At 62.5% G+C, this 15,519-nt stretch carries 18 protein-coding genes; 1 reads left to right on the top strand and 17 read right to left on the bottom strand.

What is annotated here, in order from left to right; genetic code table 11:
- Window positions 1-99: 99 nt before the first annotated feature.
- Window positions 100-657 carry an elongation factor P gene (gene efp, locus ACQ3C8_RS04565; protein ID WP_428852622.1) on the top strand — a complete coding sequence of 186 codons (558 nt, stop codon included), beginning with the start codon at window positions 100-102 and terminating at the stop codon, window positions 655-657.
- A 147-nt stretch (window positions 658-804) separates the two neighbouring features.
- Here efp and nagZ read toward each other — a convergent pair whose 3' ends face one another.
- The 17 genes from nagZ to acpP all read right to left on the bottom strand — a co-directional run bounded on the left by nagZ (window position 805) and on the right by acpP (window position 15,464).
- A complete protein-coding gene (gene nagZ / locus ACQ3C8_RS04560) occupies window positions 805-1,863 on the bottom strand; it encodes a beta-N-acetylhexosaminidase (protein ID WP_428852621.1) in 1,059 nt (352 codons plus the stop codon).
- Window positions 1,860-2,348 (bottom strand): holo-ACP synthase, encoded by a 489-nt coding sequence (gene acpS / locus ACQ3C8_RS04555; RefSeq protein ID WP_428852620.1) that lies wholly within the window; start codon window positions 2,346-2,348, stop codon window positions 1,860-1,862. Before acpS ends, nagZ begins: the two co-directional genes overlap by 4 nt.
- Window positions 2,345-3,127: a pyridoxine 5'-phosphate synthase gene (gene pdxJ / locus ACQ3C8_RS04550; protein ID WP_428852619.1), complete on the bottom strand. Its 783-nt coding sequence runs from the start codon at window positions 3,125-3,127 to the stop codon at window positions 2,345-2,347. Before pdxJ ends, acpS begins: the two co-directional genes overlap by 4 nt.
- A complete protein-coding gene (gene recO, locus ACQ3C8_RS04545) occupies window positions 3,124-3,966 on the bottom strand; it encodes a DNA repair protein RecO (protein WP_428852618.1) in 843 nt (280 codons plus the stop codon). Before recO ends, pdxJ begins: the two co-directional genes overlap by 4 nt.
- Window positions 3,959-4,912: a GTPase Era gene (gene era, locus ACQ3C8_RS04540; protein WP_428852617.1), complete on the bottom strand. Its 954-nt coding sequence runs from the start codon at window positions 4,910-4,912 to the stop codon at window positions 3,959-3,961. The genes recO and era overlap by 8 nt, the downstream gene beginning before the upstream one ends.
- Window positions 4,909-5,679, bottom strand: a complete 771-nt coding sequence (gene rnc, locus ACQ3C8_RS04535; protein WP_428852616.1) for a ribonuclease III — start codon at window positions 5,677-5,679, stop codon at window positions 4,909-4,911. The genes era and rnc overlap by 4 nt, the downstream gene beginning before the upstream one ends.
- A 1-nt stretch (window position 5,680) precedes the next feature.
- Window positions 5,681-6,004 carry a DUF4845 domain-containing protein gene (locus ACQ3C8_RS04530; protein ID WP_050981033.1) on the bottom strand — a complete coding sequence of 108 codons (324 nt, stop codon included), beginning with the start codon at window positions 6,002-6,004 and terminating at the stop codon, window positions 5,681-5,683.
- Window positions 6,005-6,078: 74 nt separating this feature from the next.
- The gene (lepB, locus tag ACQ3C8_RS04525; RefSeq protein WP_009522125.1) at window positions 6,079-6,972 is read right to left on the bottom strand and encodes a signal peptidase I; all 894 of its coding nucleotides are present in this window, start codon (window positions 6,970-6,972) and stop codon (window positions 6,079-6,081) included.
- Window positions 6,973-7,053: 81 nt separating this feature from the next.
- Window positions 7,054-8,847, bottom strand: coding sequence for a translation elongation factor 4 (gene lepA / locus ACQ3C8_RS04520; RefSeq protein WP_428852615.1), 1,794 nt, complete (start codon window positions 8,845-8,847; stop codon window positions 7,054-7,056).
- Window positions 8,848-9,035: 188 nt separating this feature from the next.
- Window positions 9,036-9,299, bottom strand: coding sequence for a glutaredoxin family protein (locus ACQ3C8_RS04515; protein WP_009522123.1), 264 nt, complete (start codon window positions 9,297-9,299; stop codon window positions 9,036-9,038).
- A 2-nt stretch (window positions 9,300-9,301) separates the two neighbouring features.
- Window positions 9,302-10,780, bottom strand: coding sequence for a DegQ family serine endoprotease (locus tag ACQ3C8_RS04510; RefSeq protein ID WP_009522122.1), 1,479 nt, complete (start codon window positions 10,778-10,780; stop codon window positions 9,302-9,304).
- 95 nt (window positions 10,781-10,875) lie between these two features.
- Entirely contained in the window at window positions 10,876-11,979 is a 1,104-nt protein-coding gene (locus ACQ3C8_RS04505; protein ID WP_009522121.1) for a MucB/RseB C-terminal domain-containing protein, read from the bottom strand.
- Window positions 11,979-12,614 (bottom strand): sigma-E factor negative regulatory protein, encoded by a 636-nt coding sequence (locus ACQ3C8_RS04500; protein WP_428852614.1) that lies wholly within the window; start codon window positions 12,612-12,614, stop codon window positions 11,979-11,981. Before ACQ3C8_RS04500 ends, ACQ3C8_RS04505 begins: the two co-directional genes overlap by 1 nt.
- A 128-nt stretch (window positions 12,615-12,742) precedes the next feature.
- On the bottom strand, window positions 12,743-13,342 hold the full coding sequence (gene rpoE, locus ACQ3C8_RS04495) for an RNA polymerase sigma factor RpoE (protein WP_009522119.1): 600 nt from the start codon (window positions 13,340-13,342) through the stop codon (window positions 12,743-12,745).
- Between the two features lie 58 nt (window positions 13,343-13,400).
- Window positions 13,401-13,862, bottom strand: coding sequence for a hypothetical protein (locus ACQ3C8_RS04490; RefSeq protein WP_428852613.1), 462 nt, complete (start codon window positions 13,860-13,862; stop codon window positions 13,401-13,403).
- Between the two features lie 6 nt (window positions 13,863-13,868).
- Window positions 13,869-15,104: a beta-ketoacyl-ACP synthase II gene (gene fabF / locus ACQ3C8_RS04485; protein WP_009522117.1), complete on the bottom strand. Its 1,236-nt coding sequence runs from the start codon at window positions 15,102-15,104 to the stop codon at window positions 13,869-13,871.
- Window positions 15,105-15,224: 120 nt separating this feature from the next.
- On the bottom strand, window positions 15,225-15,464 hold the full coding sequence (acpP, locus tag ACQ3C8_RS04480; RefSeq protein ID WP_009522116.1) for an acyl carrier protein: 240 nt from the start codon (window positions 15,462-15,464) through the stop codon (window positions 15,225-15,227).
- Between the last annotated feature and the right edge of the window lie 55 nt (window positions 15,465-15,519).

Here is a 15,519-nt window from a genome sequence, read left to right as displayed (position 1 = left end):
GACCCTGCCGGCGCAGCAGCCGGCAATGTCCGCCGGTTACCGGGCGCAGGCATCGCACGACCTACCTGCCCGAATACTCCTTTACTCTCAGGAAGCAAGATGAAGACCGCACAAGAACTCCGCGTTGGCAACGTATTCATGCTCGGCAGCGAACCGCTGGTCGTGCAGAAATCGGAATACAACAAGTCCGGCCGCAACTCCGCTGTCGTCAAGATGAAGATGAAGAACCTTCTGACCGGCGCAGCCTCCGAAGCCGTGTACAAGGCTGACGACAAATTTGAAGTCGTGGTGCTCGAGCGCCGCGAATGCACCTACTCGTACTTCGCCGATCCGATGTACGTGTTCATGGATGCCGACTACAACCAGTACGAAGTCGAGAAGGACAGCATGGGCGATGCCCTGAACTACCTCGAAGACGGCATGGCGGTCGAAGTGGTGTTCTACAATGACAAGGCGATCTCGGTGGAACTGCCGACCGTCGTCGTGCGCGAGATCATCTACACGGAACCGGCTGTCAAGGGCGATACCTCGTCGGGCAAGGTGCTGAAGTCCGCCAAGATCTCGACCGGCTTCGAACTGCCGGTGCCGCTGTTCTGCAATATCGGTGACAAGATCGAAATCGACACGCGTACCGGCGAATACCGCTCGCGCGCCTGATCGGCCGTACGCCTGGCGCATCACGGCGGCTCCGTCCGCCCCGCATCACCACCAGCGGTATGCGCGATACGCCTCGCGGGCAAACAAAAAGCCGCCTCGTGCATGAGGCGGCTTTTTGTTGGGATGCCGTCCGCGACAGCCGTGCACTCAGGCGATCAGCTCGTGCTCGCGCAGCAGCCGCAAGGCATTGCGGTAGTCGGTGGACGCTTCGAGCTTTTTCCAGGTGACCGGCTTGCTGGCGGCGAACAGCTTACGGATACGCCGCTGGGCCACCTTGTCGATCACGACCGGCAACTCGGTGAGCAGCTTGTCGGCCTTGTCCGGGCTGTTGCAGATCAGCACCATGTCGCATCCCGCCGTCAGCGCGGCGTGCGCGGCATCGGTCACGCTGCCGGCCACGCTGGCGCCCTCCATGCTCAGGTCATCACTGAAGATCACGCCATCGAAAGACAACAGCGAGCGCAGGATGTCCTGCAACCAGAAGCGCGAGAACCCCGCTGGGTTGGGATCGACCTTCGGATAGATGACGTGCGCGGGCATCACCGAAGCCAGTGTCATGCCCAGCCAATCGTAGGGGCGCGCATCCTCGGCCAGGATCTCGTCGAGCGTGCGTTCGTCGACCGGCACTGCCACGTGCGAGTCCGCGGCAACGAAACCGTGCCCCGGGAAATGCTTGCCGCAGTTGGCCATGCCGGCCAGCCGCAGGCCGTGCATCAAGTGCGAGGCCAGCATGGTCGTCACGCGCGGATCGCGCGAGAAGGCGCGGTCGCCAATCACGGCACTGCCGCCGTAATCCAGGTCGAGCACAGGCGTGAAGCTGAGGTCGATATCGCACGTGCGGAGCTCGGCCGCCAGCACATAGCCGCAGGCCACGGCGGCCTTGGTGGCGAGCAGCACATCGCGCTCCCATAGCTCGCCAAGCTTGCGCATGGCCGGCAGATGCGTGAAGCCGTCGGTCTTGCAGCGCTGCACGCGGCCACCTTCATGGTCGATACAGATCAGCACGTCGTCGCGCACAGCACGGATGGCACGTGTCAGCGCCGACAACTGGGCGCGCGATTCGAAGTTGCGCGAGAACAGGATCACACCGCCCGTCAGCGGATGCGAGATACGGCGAATGTCATCAGTATCGAGCTGGACGCCGGCCACGTCCAGCACGATCGGGCCGGGTTGCGGTTTACCACTTTTATTGCTGGTTCGAGTCATGCTTGCCCTGGATCGGAAGAAGTCGAAGAATCGGAAGTATGAGAGCCGCCTGGCACGATGCTCTTACCGCCGGTTGTACGCGTGGCCGTTCCTGCGCCCTGCTCCGCTACCACGAACGCCACTGCATAGTCGCGTTCATCGGTCAGCGTGACGTGGAACGTCAGCCCGCGAGCTTGCACCCAGGCCTCGAGCTCGCCACTGCAGCGCACCACCGGTTTGCCGGACGGACCGTTGAGTACCTGTACGGCGCGCCACGTCATGGGCCAGTGCATGCCCAGGCCGATGGCCTTGGAGAAGGCTTCCTTGGCCGCGAAGCGGGTCGCCAGAAACGCCAGCCCGCGCGCGGGCACACGTGCACGGCGGGCATGATAGACAGCCATTTCCTGCGGGCCCAGCACCTTTTCCGCGAACCGCCCGCGCGTGCGCTCCATCACGCCTGTCACGCGGTCGATCTGCAGGATATCGGTGCCGATGCCGTAGATCATCCGGCCGGCCGCCCGGCAACCGCCAGCGCAGACAGGCGCGCCGCCACCATGATGGCCTTCATCTCGCGCACCGCGTTCTGCCAGCCGGCGAACACGGCATGCGCGACGATGGCATGCCCGATGTTGAGTTCATGGATGCCCGTCAGCGCTGCGATGGGCTGCACATTTGTGTAGTGCAGGCCGTGGCCGGCGTTCACGCGCAAGCCCAGGCGCACGCCCTCGTCCACAGCGACGGCGATGCGGGCGAGCTCGCTCGCCATTGCCTCCGGGGAGTCGGCATCAGCATAACGGCCAGTGTGCAGCTCCACTACCGGCGCACCGCACGCGTGTGCGGCCTGCAGCTGCGCCGCTTCGGGATCGATAAACAGTGACACGCGGATTCCAGCGTCGGCGAGCTGGCGGCACGCCGCCTGCACGCGCTCGAAATTACCCGCGACATCAAGCCCGCCTTCAGTCGTTACCTCCTGGCGGCGCTCGGGGACGAGGCAGACATCCTGCGGACCAATGCGGCAGGCGATGTCGAGCATCTCCTGCGTCACGGCGCATTCGAGATTCATGCGCGTACGCAGCAGGGGCCGCAAGGTGGCGACATCGGCATCGCGGATATGGCGGCGATCCTCGCGCAAATGCAGGGTGATCAGGTCCGCGCCGGCTTCCTCGGCCTGCAGTGCGCCCTGCACGGGATCGGGATACGTGGTGCCACGCGCATTCCGCAGCGTGGCGATATGGTCGATATTGACGCCGAGGTCGATGACGCCTGGCGAGGCATGAAAAATCATAGATTGTGCAAGTCGATCAGGATCTGGCGCGTCTTCAGGACAGCGCCATTCAGATAATAATCCAAGAGGAAGCGCATCAGCATCCGGCTCTGCGTGGCCGACACCGGGCGCGAGAAATCGTTGGCCGTCATGTCGAGCAAGGTCTGCCCCTTCACGACTGGCCATGCCGCGGGCGCGTCCTGCGCCGCTAGCCGCACGCCCTGCTCGGGATCGTACACATACTCGCCGTCAGGCTCGACCAGCGCGCGATTGGCGCAGCGGTCGAAACGCACGGCATAGCCGGTTTCCTGCAACAGCACGCGTTCGAAGCTGCGCAGCGCAAACGCTGCGCGGTCGCCTTGCCCGAGGCGGGCCAATGTTTCAGTATATTGCGCGAACAGGACGGGATGCGGATCCTCGCGTGCGCAGAACTTGATCAGCAGTTCGTTCAGATAGAAGCCGCTGATCAGCGCCTCGCCGGCCAGCGGCAGCATGCCGCCAACCCATTCGGCCTTGGTCAGCGTACGCAACTCGGCACGGCCGGTCCAGGACAGCAACAGCGGCTGGAACGTCTGGAGGACACCGCGCAAGGCAGAATGCGGGCGCTTGGCGCCTTTTGCGACCAAGGCAAGCCGGCCATGATCGCGCGTCAGCACATCGACGATCAGGCTGGTTTCGCGATACGGATAGGCATGCAAGACGAAGCCGGGCTGGTGCTGGATGCGCAGTTCGCTGCGCGGGGCCCGGCGTGGCGGTTCTGTTACCGCGCCCTCTTTTGCCGCATCCGCTGATTCGTGCGCTGATTCATGGACTGACGCATGCGCCGGTTCATTCACCGGCTCATTCACCGGTTCACTCATACCCGTAGGCGCGCAGTCCCGCTTCGTTATCGGCCCAGCCGCTCTTTACCTTGATCCAGACTTCCAGATAGACCTTACTGTCGAACAGTTTTTCCATGTCGAGCCGGGCTTCCGTGGAAATCTGCTTGAGACGTGCGCCCTTGTTGCCGATGATCATGGCCTTGTGCGCATCGCGCTCGACCAGGATGGTGCAGAACACGCGCCGCAGGTTGCCAGTGGTTTCGAATTTGTCGATCACCACCGTGCTGGTATAGGGCAGTTCATCGCCGGTCCAGCGGAAGACCTTTTCACGCAGGATCTCGGAGGCCATGAAGCGTTCGCTGCGGTCCGTCATGGCATCCGCATCGTAGATCGGTTCGCCTTCGGGCAGATAGGCGCGCACGATGTCCAGCAGGCGGGCGATGTGGTCACGGCTCTTGGCCGACATCGGCACGGTCTCGCGGAACGGGTAGACGCTCGCGACTTTCTGCAGGAACGGGAACATGACGCGGTCGCGCGTCTCGCCTTCGAGACGGTCGAGCTTGTTGACGATCAGCAGCACCGGCGTGTTCTTGGGCAGCAGGGCCAGCACCTTCTCGTCGTCCGCACCGAAGCGCCCGGCCTCGATGACGAACAGCACCACATCGACGGACGACAGCGTGGACGTCACCGCCCGGTTCAGCGAACGGTTGAGGGCCGTTGCATGCTGCGTCTGGAAACCTGGCGTATCGACGAATACGAACTGCGCATCGTCCGTGGTCTGGATGCCGGTGATGCGGTGGCGCGTGGTCTGGGCCTTGCGCGACGTGATACTGATTTTCTGCCCCACCAGCGCGTTCATCAACGTCGACTTGCCGACGTTGGGGCGGCCCACGATGGCGACGGTACCGCAGCGGAATGCCTGGCCATCGGCCGGCATGTCATCCGCAGGAGTGCCGGCATCCGCCGGCGGTTGTTGATCGGTCATTCCTTGAGCCTGAGAGACAGTTGCGGGTCTTGCGGCGCCGGCTGCTTGCGCGTCTTGCCGGTGCGTTCGGTACGGCTGCGCTTGAGCAGTTGCGGCACCAGGCGATGCGCCTCATCGAGCGCCAGCTTGGCGGCAGCCTGCTCCGCCGCGCGGCGCGATGCGCCCGTGCCGAATACGTGGATCTCAAGCTTGGGAATCAGGCACTCGACCTCGAACTGCTGGTTATGCGCCGCACCGTGGGTCGCCACGACGTTGTAGGTCGGCAGCGCGATCTTGTGCCCCTGCAGGTATTCCTGCAGCAGCGTCTTGGCATCCTTGCCGAGCGTGCGCGGGTCGACCTGTTCGAGAATCGGGATATACAGTTTGCGGATCAGGGTGCGTGCCGCATCGAAACCGCCGTCGAGGAACACGGCGCCGAACACGGCTTCAAGCGCGTCGGCCAGAATCGAGGGGCGGCGAAAGCCGCCACTGCGCAGTTCCCCCTCACCCAGCTGCAGCACCTCGGACAAGTGGAGCATCTGGGCGATTTCGAACAACGCCTGCTGCTTGACCAGGTTGGCACGCACGCGCGAGAGATCGCCTTCGTCAAGCTTGCCGAACATGCCATACAACATGTCGGCCACCGCGCAGTTCAGCACGGAGTCGCCGAGGAATTCCAGCCGCTCGTTGTGATGTGCACTATGGCTGCGATGCGTCAGCGCCTGCTGCAGGAGCTCAGCCTTGACAAACTGGTAACCGAGACGCTGTTGCAGGACGTCGAGACTCATATTACTGCGCCGTACCGGAGTATTGGATCGCGAGGCTGATCGGACCGTACAGCAGGATCTCGCGACGATAGCTGAAGCGGACCGAGTCCACTGCGCCGTTGGCGTTGGTCTGGATATCGAGGTCCCGGCCGCGCACAACCTGCACGCCATCCACCAGCGCCTGCCGGTCGAATGCGGCGATGGCGGTTTGTACCGAACTGCCGTCAGTCTTCGCCTGGTAGGCGGCTCGCTTCACAGACTGGTACTCCAGCAATGACGGCACGACCTTGACCAGCGGCACGAACACGCCAACCGCCAGTAATACCGTCACCAGCAACCCCAGCAATGAAAATCCTGATTCCCGTCTGCTCCCACGCATGACCCGCTTCCCCCGGTGAATGACTTATTGTGATGTATCTGTCATCGGAACGACCCGATCCGGCCCAGGTCGCCGAGGTTCATCCAGATGAAAAATGCCTTACCAACCACATTTTTATCCGGAACGAAGCCCCAGTAGCGCGAATCCAGGCTATTGTCGCGATTATCGCCCATCACGAAATAGTGTCCTTCGGGAACCTTGCAGGTCAGCCCACGTTGATTGTAGGTGCAGTTTTCGCGAAAGGGAAAATCGTCCGCGCCGATGACAAACGGCGGCCGGTCCGCATCGTTGAGGATCTGGTGGGATGCGCCGCCGATGGTCTCGGTGAACTGCTTGGAATACGTCAGGCGCTCCTCGTCGAGGAAGTCGGCCTTGGGTTGATATTCGGCCGGCTGCCCGTTGACGGTCAGCTTCTTGTCTTCATAGCGCACCACGTCACCCGGCACGCCGACCACACGCTTGATGTAGTCGAGCGATGGGTCCTTGGGAAAGCGGAACACCATCACGTCGCCGCGCTGCGGATCGTTCAGCGGGATGACCTTCTGGTTGACCACAGGCAGGCGGATGCCATAGGTGTATTTGTTGACCAGGATGAAGTCGCCGATCAGCAGCGTGGGAATCATCGAGCCCGAGGGAATCTTGAACGGCTCGACTACGAACGAACGCAGCACGAACACCGCGAGGATCACCGGGAAGAAACTGGCCGAGTATTCGAGCCACCACGGCTGCCGCAGTTTTTCCTCGGCCAGCTTGGTGCGCGAGGTATCGATCTCGCTCACGCCGTAGCGATCCTGCAGGTCCTGGCGGCGGGCGTCGAAGGCGGAGAGCGCGTCCGCCGCCGCAGCGCGACGTTTCTTTTCGAAGTACAGCTTGTCCGCCACCCAGGCGATGCCGGTAATGACCACCAGCACAAAAAGAATCAAAGCGAAGTTCATGTCAGGATGTTCCCCATGTCCTGCAATTGCCTGTCCGAGGTGGCGCGCATTCCCTTGCCGCGCGCCGCGCCGGCATTCCGGTTATTTATCTTCGACACGCAGGATGGCGAGGAAGGCTTCCTGCGGAATTTCCACGGTGCCCACCTGCTTCATGCGCTTCTTGCCGGCCTTCTGTTTCTCGAGCAGTTTCTTCTTGCGCGTGATGTCACCGCCGTAGCATTTGGCCAGCACGTTCTTGCGCAGCGCCTTGACGTTCTCGCGCGCGATGACATTGGCGCCGATGGCAGCCTGGATGGCCACGTCGTACATCTGGCGCGGAATGATCTCGCGCATCTTGGCGGCCACTTCGCGGCCGCGATACTGGCTGTTGGAGCGGTGCACGATGACTGACAGCGCATCGACCTTGTCGCCATTGATCAGGATGTCGACCTTCACAACGTCCGAGGCGCGGTATTCCTTGAACTCATAGTCCATCGAAGCATAGCCGCGCGACACCGACTTGAGGCGGTCGAAGAAATCGAGCACGATCTCGCCCATCGGGATCTCATAGGTCAGCTGCACCTGCCGGCCGTGGTAGCTCATGTTGATCTGCGTGCCGCGCTTCTGCGTACACAGCGTCATGACCGCACCGACGTAGTCCTGCGGCATGTACAGGTTGACCGTGACGATCGGCTCGAGGATCGCGTCGATCTTCGCCGGGTCCGGCATCTTGGCCGGGTTTTCGACCGTCACCATCGTGCCATCGCGCTGCTGGACCTGGTAGACCACGGTCGGTGCCGTGGTGATGAGGTCCATGTCGAACTCGCGCTCGAGACGCTCTTGCACGATCTCCATGTGCAGCAGCCCGAGGAAGCCGCAGCGAAAGCCGAATCCGAGCGCCTGCGAGACTTCTGGCTCGTACTGCAGCGACGCATCGTTGAGCTGGAGCTTTTCAAGCGATTCGCGCAACGCGTCGTACTGGTTGGCCTCGACCGGATACAGGCCGGCGAACACCTGCGGCTTGACTTCCTTGAAGCCGGGCAGCGGTGCAGCCGCTTTCGCCGCGGTGTGCGTCACGGTGTCGCCCACCTTGGCGGCCTTGAGCTCCTTGATGCCAGCGATCACGAAGCCCACCTGGCCTGCCGTCAAGGCCTCGCGCGGCACGGACTTTGGCGAGAACACGCCGAGGTGCTCGACCAGATGCTGCGTGCCGCTGGCCATCAGGGTGATCTTGTCTTTCTGGCGCAGCGTGCCGTTGACCACGCGCACCAGCATGACGACGCCGACATAGTTGTCAAACCAGGAGTCGATGATCAGCGCCTGCAGCGGCGCATCGGCATCGCCCTTGGGCGGCGGCACCCGCGCGATGATGGCTTCGATGACATCGTCCACGCCAAGGCCGGTCTTGGCCGAGCAGTGAATGGCATCCTGCGCGTCAATGCCGATGACATCCTCGATTTCCTGGATGGCGTTGGCGGGATCGGCCGACGGCAAGTCGATCTTGTTCAGCACCGGCACCACTTCCATGCCAAGCTCGATGGCGGTGTAGCAGTTGGCCACGGTCTGGGCCTCGACGCCCTGCGAGGCATCGACGACCAGCAGCGCGCCTTCGCAGGCCGACAGCGAGCGACTGACTTCATAGCTGAAATCGACGTGTCCCGGCGTGTCGATCAGGTTCAGGTTATAGACCTTGCCATTGCGCGCCGTATAAGCGAGCGCGGCGGTTTGCGCCTTGATGGTGATGCCGCGCTCTTTCTCGATATCCATCGAATCGAGCACCTGGGCTTCCATCTCGCGGTCGGACAGCCCGCCGCACATATGGATGATGCGATCGGCCAGCGTCGATTTACCGTGGTCGATATGGGCGATGATCGAAAAATTGCGGATATTGTCCATCTGGCTCAGAAAATGCCGGCTGACGTGGCAGCACGGGGCATGGGTCGTCTGTTCATGGGGCAGATGCCGCCTGCCCGGACAGGCAACGAGGCGGCATCGAAGGAGTGCGTTGGAAAAACTGCAGAACGCGCATTAACCCGCCATTTTACCGGAATTCGGGGTTTTCCCGATGCGGAATGCGGCGATATTTATGCGCTGGCGGGATCGGTGAGCCAGGCGCGAATCCCCGGCAGATCGGCAAAATAATGGCACAGTTCACGGCCGGGGTTCGCTGGCGTGCCGGTCATGAGCACCGGTACCAGTTCGCCCAGCCGCGCCTCGATGGCCGGGTCGCTATCGACGTCGACTTCGTGCAGGGTAAAGGCAAATTCGCCCCGCAACGGTTCGATCGCCAGTTTCATGTCATCGCAAAGGTGACAATAGCCCCGGCCATAGAGTGTCAGGTCGGCCATGCTCACCGGCCCGTGCCCGCGAGACGGACCGTCAACACCTGGGTCGCATCGCCGCGCCGCACGAACACCGCGTGCGTCTTGTTTTTGTCGAGACCGCGCACCAGCGCCTCGAACTGGCGACTGTCCCGGATGTCGGTATCGCCAACCCGCAGGATGACGTCACCCTGCCGGATGCCGGCGCGTGCCGCCGGCCCTTCGGCGCGCTCCACCTCGATCCCCGACTTCAGCTTCAGCTCCGCCTGCCGTGCCGCGCTCAGGTCCTTGACAACCAGGCCCATGGCATCGACCTTCTGCGCGGGCGCCTTCTCGGCACCGCCTTCGCTGTCGCGGCTGGCGCGGGTATCGCTCGGCAGCTCAGCCACGGTGATGCTCATGTCGCGCGTTGCGCCCTTGCGCCACACCTGGATTGGCACGCGGCTGCCCGGCTTGGTATCGCCAACGAGGCGGGGCAGGTCGGACGCCCGCTCGATGTCACGGCCATTGAAGCGCAGGATGATGTCACCAGCTTCGATTCCGGCCTTTTCCGCAGGCCCCCCTGCCTCGACGCTGCCCACCAGTGCGCCGCGCGCCTTGGCGAGGCCAAGCGATTCAGCCTGCTCCTTGGTGACGTCACCGATCGCGACGGCAATACGGCCCCGCGTCACCCGGCCGGATGCCTTGAGCTGGTCTGCCACGCGCATGGCTTCGTCGATCGGGATGGCAAACGAAATGCCCATGTAACCGCCGCTACGGCTATAGATCTGCGAGTTGATGCCAATGACTTCGCCGCGCAGGTTAATCAGCGGACCGCCCGAATTACCAGGATTGACCGCCACGTCGGTCTGGATGAACGGCAGGTAATCGCCAGTATCGCGACCCTTGGCCGACACGATACCCGCGGTCACCGTGTTATCGAGCCCGAATGGCGAGCCGATGGCGAGCACCCACTCGCCGGCTTTCACCGCGTTCGAATCACCGAGCGGCAGGCGCGGCAGGTTGGTCGCTTCGATTTTCACCAAAGCGACGTCCGTGCGCTTGTCCGAGCCAATCAGCTTGGCCTTGAATTCCCGCTTGTCAGGCAGGGTGACATAGATACTGTCCGCATCCTCGACCACGTGCGCGTTGGTCATGACGTAACCATCGGCAGAAATAATGAAGCCTGAGCCGACACCGCGGCTTTGCTCCGGCCCTGGCTGCTGGGGCTGTTGCGGGGAACGGCGACCGGGCGGCATGCCCGGTAGCGGTACGCCGAAGAAACGACGGAAGAACTCCGCCATCTCCTCTTCGTCGGTGCTGGCACCACCCGAGGAACGGATGCGCTCCGTGGTACGAATATTGACGACTGCCGGGCTGGCGCGCTCGACCAGATCGGTGAAGTCCGGCAGATTGTAGGAACGGGCAGTGTTCTGCGCCAGCGCGGGCGTTGAAGTCACCGGCGCGATCAGCAGCGTGGCAGCGAGCATGCAGGCACTCGCCAGATGGACAGGTTTCACCGTGAGCATGGATGACAACTCCCTAGAAAAACGATTGGGTTGCCCGGACGGCAGCGCTGGCAGCGCCCCCACCCGTTCGGGGCCAACCCGGTCCGTATAGACCGTTACGGCTTGCCAGCAGGGCGATAGCTGACGGCCGCCGCGAACTGGCGGACCGTGGATGCCGGCACCTCACCGACCACCGTGATCCAGTGGTCGGCCACGCGGCGGACCTGGATATGCGTGGGCCCCTGGGCGGCGATGCCTTCCTTGCGCATGCGCTGCTGATCCACCGGCTCGATGAACACCGAGAGGCCGGCAAGGCCATCGCTGAACACGACCTGGTGCACCTCGAATGCTTTTTCATTGTCGGTGTTAAGGGGGCGGCGGACTTCGCGGATCTTCTGGAAGCCGCGCACCGGCGCGGACACCTGCCAGCCCTGATCGGCCAGGTTGGCCGGCTGGTAATGGATATCGTACTTGCGCCAACCGCTCAGGCCCTTGATGGCGCCGATGATGCGCTGCTTGCCGGACGGCACGCCAATATCCACCTGGGAAAACGCAATCTGTTCGAGCACCGTCTCGGCATCGCCGAGTGTCTGCGCGCGAATCAGCAGGCCGCTGTCCTTGTCGGCCCAGATGCGGTAGGCAAAGCGCTGGCTGTCCCGCGGGTCGAGCGCAAACACCTCGCATTCCTTGCCGGCGACACGCTCACGACCGAAGTGGCGCATGTCGTACTGTTCGAGTACATCACCCTTGGTCGTGGCCAGCAACGCGGGGAAACGATCCTTGCCTTCCTGTTGCTCCACGACGACGACATGGGCCTCGTGGATCAGCGTGTGGACCTGGGAATTCTGGCGCAGCACTTCGCGCTGCTTGCCATCAAGCATCTCGAGCCGCTCGTACTCGTTGTTCAGACCATCGGAAAAATGCTGGATGCGCGAGGAATGGATGGTGCTGCCGCGCTGGAACGTCAGCGTGCCGACGTAGTTCTCGCGCTTGGCCGCTTTCTGGATGCGTGCCAGCCATTTAGCGGCTTCACCGCGCTCCAGGCGCGTCGGCTCCTGCGGGCGCTCCTGCGCATGCAACGTGCCGAAGCCGGAAACACACAATACCAACACGAGCGTGCGGCAGACTGCCGCAACCTGATGCGAACGCACCGCGTGACGGATCGACTGCGGGATCGACCGCGGGATCGACCGCGCGGTATGCAACGAATGTGCCGCCATTATTCCTTCGAATTGTCCTGTGCCTGCGTCGTTTGCGCGGCTGCCGCGCGGATGTAGGGCATTGACACGCCCGTGGTTGCTGCCTGCCGATGGGCACGCAGATAATCGTCCAGGCGGGCGTCGCGAATCATCGTGGCATCGGCGGACACCGCGATCACCGGACCAGCGCTACGCGTAGCCGATTCGGACGGTGCGGGCGCCATGGCCACGACGGTGGACGAAGTGTTCGGGTTGACCGACTGGCCAAGTTGCGGCACGGCGATCCATGTCACCGCGGCCACTGCTGCCGCGACCGCGGTCGTCGGCACGACCCGGCGCACCCACGAGGGACGGAGCAGCAGGCGATGGCGCGATACGGAACGCGCGGCCACAGGAGCCAGCACATGGGGTTCGCTTTCGAAGCGCGCGGCGAACGACTGCAGGAAAGCATCGCTCGACTCGCCTTGGATCAGATCCTCGGAACGCAGCGCGTCACCGATCAGCTGATAGCACTGCCAGTCAGCCATGCCCACATCGGACTTGGCCGCATCGAACGCTTCATTGAGCTCATGGCTGGCGATTTCGCCATCCATCAGGGCGGACACGTGTTCCGCGACTGCGGTGAGCCGCACCGGTTGTTGTTGAGCCTGACCCATTTCCCGACCCCAAAAAAATCCTGATAACCGAAACAATCCCGTTTTTTCGTTGCTGTTCTGCCGGATGACGACAGCTGGCGCGCAACGTTTATATACCGCTCGATCACAACCGGCAGCAGCGTCGCCGCTTACCAGCGTTTTCCCTCCACTGTTCCCAGCAAGGGCCGCAATTTCTCCGCAATCGCCTCGCGTGCGCGGAAAATCCGGGAGCGTACCGTACCAATCGGGCACTCCATCGCCTCGGCGATTTCCTCGTAGCTCAGGCCTTCTATCTCGCGCAGCGTGATCGCAACCCGCAGTTCCTCGGGCAGGCTTTCCATCGCGCGATTCACCGTATCGGCAATCTGCCGCGTATGCAGCATCGATTCCGGTGTGTTGATGTCTCTTAGTTGGTCAGCATCAGCAAAAGTTTCAGCTTCTTCGTTATCAATGTCACTCGCCGAAGACGGCCGCCGGCCCTGCGTGGCAAGGTAGTTCTTGGCGGTATTCACGGCAATCCGGTACAGCCAGGTATAGAACGCCGACTCGCCACGGAACTGGGGCAAGGCCCGGTAGGCCTTGATGAACGCATCCTGCGCGACATCCTCGACCTCGGCATGATCCCGGATCAGACGCGAAATCAGGCGAATGATCTTCCGGTGGTACTTGACCACCAGCAGCTCAAAAGCCTTCTTGTCACCCTGCTGGACCCGCTCGACGAGAAGTTGATCGGCTTCGCGTTCACTCACTCAGTGTTCACCTGATAATTATCGCTTCAATTGTTACGTTCGCTTTCAGCGTTGCATATTACCAACGGGCGCCCGCTTCGGGTTGCGCCGACGTCGCATCGCGCAGCCTGCGGTGAAATCCGGCCATCTGGACGGCGGACGCACCCTCTGCATCGATCAGCACCCACACGGTGGCACGCCCCTGTCCCAATCCCAGCAATACCAGCCGCCCGCTCCACCACCAGCACCAACGCAACGGCAATGGCACAGGCTGCGGCGTGCCACGGTGCCACACTTGCAGTGTGGGCACCGCAGCACTTTCCACAAAGGCCAACTTGCAGATGTTTGCGGAACGCCACACCGGCGGCCATGCGAGCATCAGCAATGCTACGCTCAACAGGCCAGCCAGCCATCCGGGCACGGGCCCCGCCAGCGTTGACTGCAGCGCCAGCCAGCCAAGCACCGCCCCCTCGCCCGCCGCGAGCAGCGCGCAGCCGCGGCGAAACCAGGCCGCGCTGACCAGGACGGGAGCGGAATGCACGGAAATTTAACGGGGGCGGCGGAATACCAGCGTGCCGTTGGTTCCGCCAAACCCGAAATTGTTCTTGACGGCCACATCGATCTTCATCTCCCGCGCGGTGTTGGCGCAGTAGTCGAGATCGCACTCCGGATCCTGCTCGAAGATGTTGATGGTAGGGGGCGAAGCCTGATGATGGAGCGCCAGGACCGTGAATACCGATTCCAGGCCACCAGCACCGCCCAGCAGGTGGCCAGTCATCGACTTGGTCGAGTTAACCACCATCTTGTAGGCATGCTCGCCAAACGCCGCCTTGATGGCATCGGTTTCGTTCTTGTCACCGAGTGGCGTCGACGTGCCGTGGGCATTGAGGTAATTCACCTCGTCGGCATTCATGCCGGCGTCGCGCAGCGCATTCTGCATGCAGCGGCGCGGACCATCCATATTGGGCGCGGTCATGTGGAACGCATCCCCGCTCATGCCAAAGCCAGCGAGCTCTGCATAGATGCGGGCGCCACGGGCCTTGGCGGACTCGTACTCTTCCAGCATCATCACGCCGGCACCCTCGCCCAGCACGAAGCCATCGCGGCCCACATCCCACGGGCGCGAGGCGGTTGCCGGATCATCATTGCGGGTAGAGAGCGCGCGCGCCGCGGCAAAGCCGCCGATCCCCAGCGGGGAGACGGTCGACTCGGCGCCGCCGGCCAGCATTGCATCGGCATCGCCGCACTGGATCAGGCGGGCAGCCAGTCCGATGCTGTGCAGGCCTGTGGTACAGGCCGTGACTGCAGCCAGGTTCGGACCACGCAGATTGTGGTTGATACTGAGGTGCCCCGAGATCATGTTGATGATCGAACCCGGCACGAAGAATGGCGAAATACGGCGCGGACCGCGATTCAGCATTTCGATCTGGGTGTCTTCGATCATCGGCAGACCGCCGATGCCGGAACCCACCATCACGCCAATGCGATCGGCATTTTCCTCGGTGACTTCGTAGCCGCTGTCCTGCAGCGCCTGCATGCCGGCGACAATGCCATAGTGGATGAAGGTATCCATATGGCGGGCTTCCTTGGCGGGAAGATAGTCCTCCACATTGAAGCCCTTCACTTCACCGGCAAAGTGCACGGACAGTGCGGAGTGGTCGAACTTGGTGACCGTGGCAATACCCGACTTGCCGGCCAGAAGGTTCGGCCATGCTTCGGCGACCGTGTTTCCGACAGGCGAGATGAGTCCCAGACCAGTAATGACAACGCGACGACGGCTCACTCTGTATTCCTACGTTTATAACGGACAAAAGCCACAGAAGACGTCACCGGCTGCAGGCCATGGCCCGCTCCGGCACCTCTTCTGTGGCTGCAATTCTGTGCGCAGGGCTGCAGGCCTTGATCAGGCCTTGACGTGTGCCGTGGCGTAGTCGATCGCCTGCTGCACCGTCGTGATCTTTTCGGCTTCCTCATCGGGAATTTCCATACCGAATTCATCTTCCAACGCCATCACCAGTTCAACCGTGTCGAGCGAATCGGCGCCGAGGTCGTTCACGAAGGAAGACTCGGTCTTGATGTCGGCTTCAGCGACACCCAGTTGCTCAGCCACGATTTTCTTGACGCGTTGTTCGATATTGTCCATGTAACCCTCCAGGGAAGTTCGACAAAAATGTGGGCGCATTTTAGCAGGTTTAGGC

It is taken from the genome of Imbroritus primus (assembly GCF_964332355.1).
GTDB lineage: Bacteria > Pseudomonadota > Gammaproteobacteria > Burkholderiales > Burkholderiaceae > Imbroritus > Imbroritus primus.
Note: the sequence above shows the minus strand (reverse complement) of the source record. Positions and strands in the feature narration are given on the sequence as shown.

Excerpts from the sequence above, each read along its gene's own strand:
- acpS (WP_428852620.1), bottom strand. The coding sequence starts at position 2,348 with ATGATCTACGGCATCGGCACCGATATCCTGCAGATCGACCGCGTGACA.
- ACQ3C8_RS04500 (WP_428852614.1), bottom strand. The coding sequence starts at position 12,614 with ATGGGTCAGGCTCAACAACAACCGGTGCGGCTCACCGCAGTCGCGGAA.
- efp (WP_428852622.1), top strand. The coding sequence starts at position 100 with ATGAAGACCGCACAAGAACTCCGCGTTGGCAACGTATTCATGCTCGGC.
- pdxJ (WP_428852619.1), bottom strand. The coding sequence starts at position 3,127 with ATGATTTTTCATGCCTCGCCAGGCGTCATCGACCTCGGCGTCAATATC.
- lepA (WP_428852615.1), bottom strand. The coding sequence starts at position 8,847 with ATGGACAATATCCGCAATTTTTCGATCATCGCCCATATCGACCACGGT.
- rnc (WP_428852616.1), bottom strand. The coding sequence starts at position 5,679 with ATGAGTCTCGACGTCCTGCAACAGCGTCTCGGTTACCAGTTTGTCAAG.
- recO (WP_428852618.1), bottom strand. The coding sequence starts at position 3,966 with ATGAGTGAACCGGTGAATGAGCCGGTGAATGAACCGGCGCATGCGTCA.
- ACQ3C8_RS04515 (WP_009522123.1), bottom strand. The coding sequence starts at position 9,299 with ATGGCCGACCTGACACTCTATGGCCGGGGCTATTGTCACCTTTGCGAT.
- era (WP_428852617.1), bottom strand. The coding sequence starts at position 4,912 with ATGACCGATCAACAACCGCCGGCGGATGCCGGCACTCCTGCGGATGAC.
- ACQ3C8_RS04505 (WP_009522121.1), bottom strand. The coding sequence starts at position 11,979 with ATGGCGGCACATTCGTTGCATACCGCGCGGTCGATCCCGCGGTCGATC.
- acpP (WP_009522116.1), bottom strand. The coding sequence starts at position 15,464 with ATGGACAATATCGAACAACGCGTCAAGAAAATCGTGGCTGAGCAACTG.
- ACQ3C8_RS04510 (WP_009522122.1), bottom strand. The coding sequence starts at position 10,780 with ATGCTCACGGTGAAACCTGTCCATCTGGCGAGTGCCTGCATGCTCGCT.
- lepB (WP_009522125.1), bottom strand. The coding sequence starts at position 6,972 with ATGAACTTCGCTTTGATTCTTTTTGTGCTGGTGGTCATTACCGGCATC.
- nagZ (WP_428852621.1), bottom strand. The coding sequence starts at position 1,863 with ATGACTCGAACCAGCAATAAAAGTGGTAAACCGCAACCCGGCCCGATC.